This window comes from Bacillus sp. ok061, from assembly GCF_900108285.1.
GTDB classification, from domain to species: Bacteria; Bacillota; Bacilli; order Bacillales; family Bacillaceae_G; genus Bacillus_A; species Bacillus_A thuringiensis_S.
Window position 1 is genome coordinate 59,407 of sequence record NZ_FNUW01000029.1, and the last position, 6,182, is coordinate 65,588.

Below are 6,182 nucleotides of genomic sequence, written 5' to 3' on the forward strand. Positions count from 1 at the left end.
TATTGTTTTAGTTTTTCATTAATTTGTTCCACTCATCTTCAAAGTTGCTATATGGTTTAGAACTTTCTGGAGCAGATTCAACAACTACATCTTTTTCTTTTTTCCACTCACGGTATCCGTAGTATAAAACCACTAAAGCAGCGATACCAATTAATGCTGGTGAATGAGAAAGTGCAATGGATAAACCGATTAAACCAACAATACCCCAAGCTAACTTTCCAAAAAATGATTTAGCTCGCACAAATGATTTATAGCTCCAATATACAACTCCTGCTCCGATTGCGAATCCTACAATACCAGCAAGACTACCAAGAGCAATTAAAGCCAAAATACCGGCTGCGATAAACGCTAGAAATTGTTTCATCTTGTGCTTGCCTCCCTTCGATTTGATACTCTTATCTTAACTATTTTTTCATCTTTCCATAACGAGCTTAAGAACCGTTTTTAACTCAGACTTAAGACCGAGTCATATTCAGCCCTTTACGCAAAAAAACGTGCAGAGTCTATTCTCTGCACGTTTTTTAATTACTAACGTTCATATTAAATTAAGCTGTTTTATGATACTCTTTTTTCTCAGCTACTTTCGAAAACCTTGGAAACCCAATTAAAATAGAAACAATCCCACATACTCCAACTAAAATTGGATAAAATGCATATGGTAACAATTCAACCGGAGATAACGCTGCAAATCCTGCTGCCGTTAACATTTGGGCACCGTACGGAATTAACCCTTGCACACAACATGAGAAAAGATCTAATACACTCGCTGATTTACGAGGGTCTATTTCATATTGATCTGCAATATTTTTTGCAAGCGGGCCTGTAAAGATAATAGAAATCGTATTATTCGCTGTACACATATTCGTCATACTCACTAAACCAGCAATACCAAATTCCGCTCCTTTTTTCGAACGAATATTACGTGTTAATACATTCATTAAATATTGAATACCACCATTATATTGGATTAATTCAACCATACCACCAATTAATATAGCAAGTAATACTAACTCCATCATACCGCCCATTCCAGTCGTTACACTTTTAAAGAAACTTTCTAACGTATAACTTCCATCTATAAGACCGATAACACCAGATAATACAGTTCCACCAGTTAATACGATAAGTACATTCCACCCAAGTAGCGCTGTAATAAGTACTCCTGCGTACGGTAAAATCTTTATCCAATCAAAGCTATGCGCTTTAATCTGCGTATCACTTCCTGAAGTAACTATCACTAATAGTATAATTGTAATAATAGCCGCTGGTAATACAATTAAAAAATTCGCTTTAAACTTATCTTTCATTTCTGTTCCTTGTGAACGAACAGCTGCGATTGTTGTATCTGAAATAAATGATAAATTATCACCAAACATCGCTCCGCCAACAACAGTAGCCATCGTAAGCGCAATTGAGATATCAGTTTGACCACTAATACCTACAGCAATCGGTGCTAACGCTGCAATTGTTCCCATTGAAGTTCCCATCGCTAATGAAATAAATGCACCAATAACAAAGATTCCAGCTACGATAAATCCTGGCGGTAAAATAGTTAACGCTAAATTAACAGTTGAGTCTACCCCGCCCATTCCTTTAGCAGTTTCAGAAAATGCACCAGCAAGCACAAAAATTAATACCATAATCATAATATCTGGATTTCCTGCTCCTTTAGCGAACCGCTCTACTTTCACATTAAAACTTTCTTTACGATTCATCACTAAAGCGACTCCTACAGCAATTGAAATCGCTACAAGTATCGGCAATTTATAGAAATCACCTGTAATAATTCCAGAACCAATAAATAGCGCCAAAAATATCCCAAGTGGTAATAAAGCTAAACCATTTCCTCTCGTTTCTTTCAAAGTACCATCTCTCCCTAGTTTCAACCTTTTTCTAATGAATAACAAAAGACCTCTTCCGATGAGAAGAGGTCTTATACATCTATAAGAAACACTCTTCTCATCTTTCAAGCACACGCTTGCTGGATTTGGCACAGCACTCTGAAATCGAGTCCGCTGCCGAGGCATCGTAGGGCCAGTCCCTCCGCCTCTCTTTATAAGAAGGTTTCATATTTATTTTTTAATAATAATTTCTTCCCTAACTTTACTCGCTTACAAAACAAAAGTCAATTATTTTTTGTATAGATTTTTTTGGTAATTATACAAAAATTTGAATACAACAATCATTTTAACTTTTCGATTTCTTCTTCCAATATTGAAATCCAATAAAATTCACTATTTTTTATTGCTGCTAATATCCATTTCGTAGTGTACCAAGCTAACTCATACTCTACCTTCGTGACATCGCCACTTTTATAAGCATCCTCTAGCTCCTCTTCATCTAATATATACACCTTACCGCTGGGTAATAATACTACATCTAAATATAAATCATCAAAATACGGTAAACCACGATCGTCTATTTCATATTCTTTCGTCACATCAATATAATATTGCACTAAATTGTGCCTATCATCTAACATAGCTGTAATCGCAAAGTTCTTTCCATTAATGAAATATTGAACCCACGTATACCCATCACTTGCAATACAAATTTCTTTACCATCATATTCTTTACGACTAGGCTCTCTCACCTTTTTTATATCCAGTATTCCGAGTATTCCCTCTTCCACTTGCTTAACCGTATAACTCTTTTCTATTAGCCTCTTCCACGAAGAACCGTCACCATATTTACGTTTCATTATGTCTGCTCCTCTTCTATATACAGAAAAGCTCCCACATATTATGTGAGAGCTTGTTCATATTATAATTAAGCCGCTTGACCCTTTTCAGAAATCTCTTTTAAATAAGCTTGTCCTTTTTCAGCGTCATATTGACCTTCCCACTTAGACATAACTACAGCTGCTAAAGAGTTTCCTACAACGTTAACTGCTGTACGAGCCATATCTAAAATACGGTCAATACCAGCAATGAACGCTAAGCCTTCAGGTGGAATACCTACTGTACCAAGTGTCGCTAATAATACAACGAATGATACGCCCGGTACACCTGCGATACCTTTTGATGTAACCATTAATACAAGCAATAATGTAATTTGTTGTGTAATAGATAAATCAATACCGTACATTTGCGCTAAGAAAATAGCCGCAATTGCTTGATATAAAGTTGATCCATCTAAGTTAAATGAATAACCTGTCGGAATAACGAAAGATGTAATTGCTTTCGGACAACCGAATTTCTCCATTTTCTCCATGATTTTTGGTAAAACTGTTTCTGAGCTTGCTGTAGAATACGCTAAAATCAGCTCGTCTTTTAAAATCTTAAAGAATTGGAAAATGTTAATTCCAAATATTTTCGCTGTAAGTCCTAAGACAACTACGACGAAGAAAATCATTGCTCCATATACGACAATTAGTAATTTCCCTAATGGAATTAATGAAGCAAGACCAAATGTAGAAACTGTAACACCAATTAGTGCAAACACACCAAATGGTGCAAATTTCATAACTTGGTTTGTTACGTAAAACATTGCGTCAGCTACACCTTGGAAAAATTGAAGAACTGGTCTTCCTCTTTCACCAATTGCTGCTACACCTAAACCAAATAGTACAGAGAAGAAGATAATAGCAAGCATATCTCCGTCAGCTAACGACTTCATAATGTTCGTTGGAACAATATTTACAAATGTATCTGCAAATGAATGACTTTGTACTTGCTCTGTCGTATGTGTATATTTCGAAATATCTGTCTTTGTTAACTGCTCCATATTTACGCCTTTTCCTGGTTGGAAAATATTCGCTATTAATAGACCAACAATAATTGCAATTGTTGTAATAATTTCAAAGTAAAGAATTGTTTTTCCGCCTAGTCGACCTAGTTTTTTAACATCGCCAACACCAGCAACCCCAACAACAATACTTGCTACAACAATCGGTACAACGATCATTTTAATTAATCGGATGAAAATATCACCAATTGGTTGTAAATAACTCACTACAGCCGGATTGCCAAAGAAAATCGCCCCAACTGCAATACCAAGTGCAAGTCCTATTAATATTTGCCATGCAAGTCCTATTCTTTTCATATTTGTTGTAACCCCCTCTTCGATGTGTCACTCTATCTCTCATTCTATCTCTATAAAACTAAGAAATTAAGAGTATTACATATTATTCGACAATTCACTACATTTTGTCCCTGTTAAAAATCATAAATCAAAATTTAAAATCTGACAACAAAATAACTTTGCCCGAACACAAATAATTTTCTTGACAAAAAATAAACTCATGTCAGAAAACCTCACATGAGAACGATTCCTTACTAGTATTTTATTGGCTTTCTAAGTAATATTTCACCCCACAAAAACTCTTATTTACCTCCTGTATTTTACAAATTAATCAAATTTTACCTTTGTTACACATATAAATAAAATGTAAGTACTATGACAATTAAAGTTGAAAAATGATAAATTCCGACAAAACTTAGCAATTTTATAAAGTTTTCTTTACATTATGATTACAACGATAGACACTCTTCTTCTTATGATATATAACATTCATAGGGAAAGGAGTCAGACAACAATGAAAAAGAAATTTGCAGCGTTTAGTGTTTTAGCAGCAGGAACGATTTTTGCTTCCCCGTTACTTTCACCCGCATACGCTGAAACGAATCAAGATAAATTATCTAACATTCAATCTGAATTAGAAGGCAAACAAAGTGACTTACAAAATAAATCAGTCGAGAAAGAACAAATAGAAAAAGAAATTCAAGAATTACAGAAGAAAATCGATGAATTAACTACTTCCATTAATAAAAACGAGACTGAATTAAACGATACAAAAAAAGAAATTAGCAAAACACAACAAGTAATTACTGACAAAAAGAAACATATAGAACAGTTACAAACAAACATAGATACACGTCAGGAAGTTATTAAACAACGATTACAATCTATGCAAGAAAAACCGCGTACAAATATCATTACAGAAGTATTAACAAACTCTACCAACATTGCTGATCTTGTTGATAATATGTACTCCGTAAGTTTAATATTAAACAACGATACAGATATTGTAAAAAAACAAACATCTGATCAAAATGCTGTAACGTCAGAAAAAGAGGCTGTTGAGAAAAAAGAACAACAACTGAAAGAATCTGAACAAAAACTAGAACAAAAACAGCAAGAATTACAAAATAACCAACAACAGCAACAAACTCTTATTAACGATCTACATACGAAAGTAGCAAAAGTAGATTCAGAGATTGAAGGATTAGAAGAATCCAAAGGCATTTTAGAAAATCAACGTCAAGCTGTTCAAAAAGCAATTGAAGAAGAAAAACGTGCCGAAGAAGCTCGTAAAGCGGAAGAAGCTCGCCAGGCAGAAGAGGCTCGCAAACAACAAGCTACTAAATCTGCTCAAGCAACTCAAGCGGCCCCAACACCACATGATACAAATATCGGTGGCTTTATCAAACCAGCAGCTGGATCAAAAACTTCCGGATTTGGTGTACGTTCTTTAGATAACCATAAAGGAATTGACATCGCTGCTTCGGGAACGGTTCCAATTATCGCTGCTGCAGATGGCGTTGTTATTCGCTCAGAATTATCATCTAGTTACGGAAACGTAGTGTATTTATCTCACCGTATAAACGGAAAAACATATACGACAGTATATGCTCATATGAATAGCCGTTCTGTATCGAATGGACAAACTGTAAAACAAGGCGATCAGCTTGGATTTATGGGGAATACGGGCCAATCATACGGACAACATTTACACTTCGAACTTCATCTTGGAGAATGGAATGTCGGCAAGACAAACGCAGTTGACCCATCTCCTTATATCGGATTATAAAAAACCTCGGTGCTGAAGTGAACCCGAATAGTGGTACATGAAAAAACACCTCCTGAATTCGCATACTAAGTATGCAAATTCATTGGAGGTGTTTTTCGTTTGAAGACAAGAGTTCATTACCCAGAAGAAACAAAGTGGAAAGTCATTGAAATGAAGAAAGACGGTTATTCAAATCGTGCAATTATGGAGAAACTCGGAATTAAAAATGTTTCCCAAATTAAGACATGGATGAAATGGTATCGTACAGATCAAACGTATCGTTTTCAACAACCTGTAGGAAAACAATATTCTTATGGAAAAGGACCAAAAGAGCTCAGTGAATTAGAACAGCTACGTTTAGAAAATAAACATCTAAAAACAAAATTACTTG

6 protein-coding genes and 1 riboswitch are annotated in these 6,182 nt (G+C 35.1%); of the genes, 2 read left to right on the forward strand and 4 right to left on the reverse strand.

Features of this window, described 5'->3' with window-relative positions; genetic code table 11:
* Positions 1 to 7: 7 nt before the first annotated feature.
* The 4 genes from C4S65_RS27285 to gltP form a co-directional block, all read right to left on the reverse strand.
* Positions 8 to 364 carry a hypothetical protein gene (locus C4S65_RS27285; RefSeq protein WP_000808640.1) on the reverse strand — a complete coding sequence of 119 codons (357 nt, stop codon included), beginning with the start codon at positions 362 to 364 and terminating at the stop codon, positions 8 to 10.
* A gap of 181 nt (positions 365 to 545) precedes the next feature.
* The gene (locus C4S65_RS27290; protein WP_061666718.1) at positions 546 to 1,862 is read right to left on the reverse strand and encodes a Na+/H+ antiporter NhaC family protein; all 1,317 of its coding nucleotides are present in this window, start codon (positions 1,860 to 1,862) and stop codon (positions 546 to 548) included.
* Between the two features lie 94 nt (positions 1,863 to 1,956).
* A riboswitch (SAM riboswitch) is annotated at positions 1,957 to 2,062 on the reverse strand.
* A gap of 120 nt (positions 2,063 to 2,182) precedes the next feature.
* The gene (locus C4S65_RS27295; RefSeq protein WP_000824659.1) at positions 2,183 to 2,701 is read right to left on the reverse strand and encodes a DUF402 domain-containing protein; all 519 of its coding nucleotides are present in this window, start codon (positions 2,699 to 2,701) and stop codon (positions 2,183 to 2,185) included.
* A gap of 68 nt (positions 2,702 to 2,769) precedes the next feature.
* Positions 2,770 to 4,044 (reverse strand): glutamate/aspartate:proton symporter GltP, encoded by a 1,275-nt coding sequence (gltP, locus tag C4S65_RS27300; protein ID WP_000821140.1) that lies wholly within the window; start codon positions 4,042 to 4,044, stop codon positions 2,770 to 2,772.
* 493 nt (positions 4,045 to 4,537) lie between these two features.
* Here gltP and C4S65_RS27305 point away from each other — a divergent pair, with 493 nt between their 5' ends.
* Together C4S65_RS27305 and C4S65_RS27310 are read left to right on the forward strand one after the other, a co-directional pair.
* Positions 4,538 to 5,812 carry a M23 family metallopeptidase gene (locus C4S65_RS27305; protein WP_000726071.1) on the forward strand — a complete coding sequence of 425 codons (1,275 nt, stop codon included), beginning with the start codon at positions 4,538 to 4,540 and terminating at the stop codon, positions 5,810 to 5,812.
* A gap of 99 nt (positions 5,813 to 5,911) precedes the next feature.
* A partial coding sequence (locus tag C4S65_RS27310) for a helix-turn-helix domain-containing protein (protein WP_142391572.1) occupies positions 5,912 to 6,182 on the forward strand: 271 nt, incomplete at its 3' end.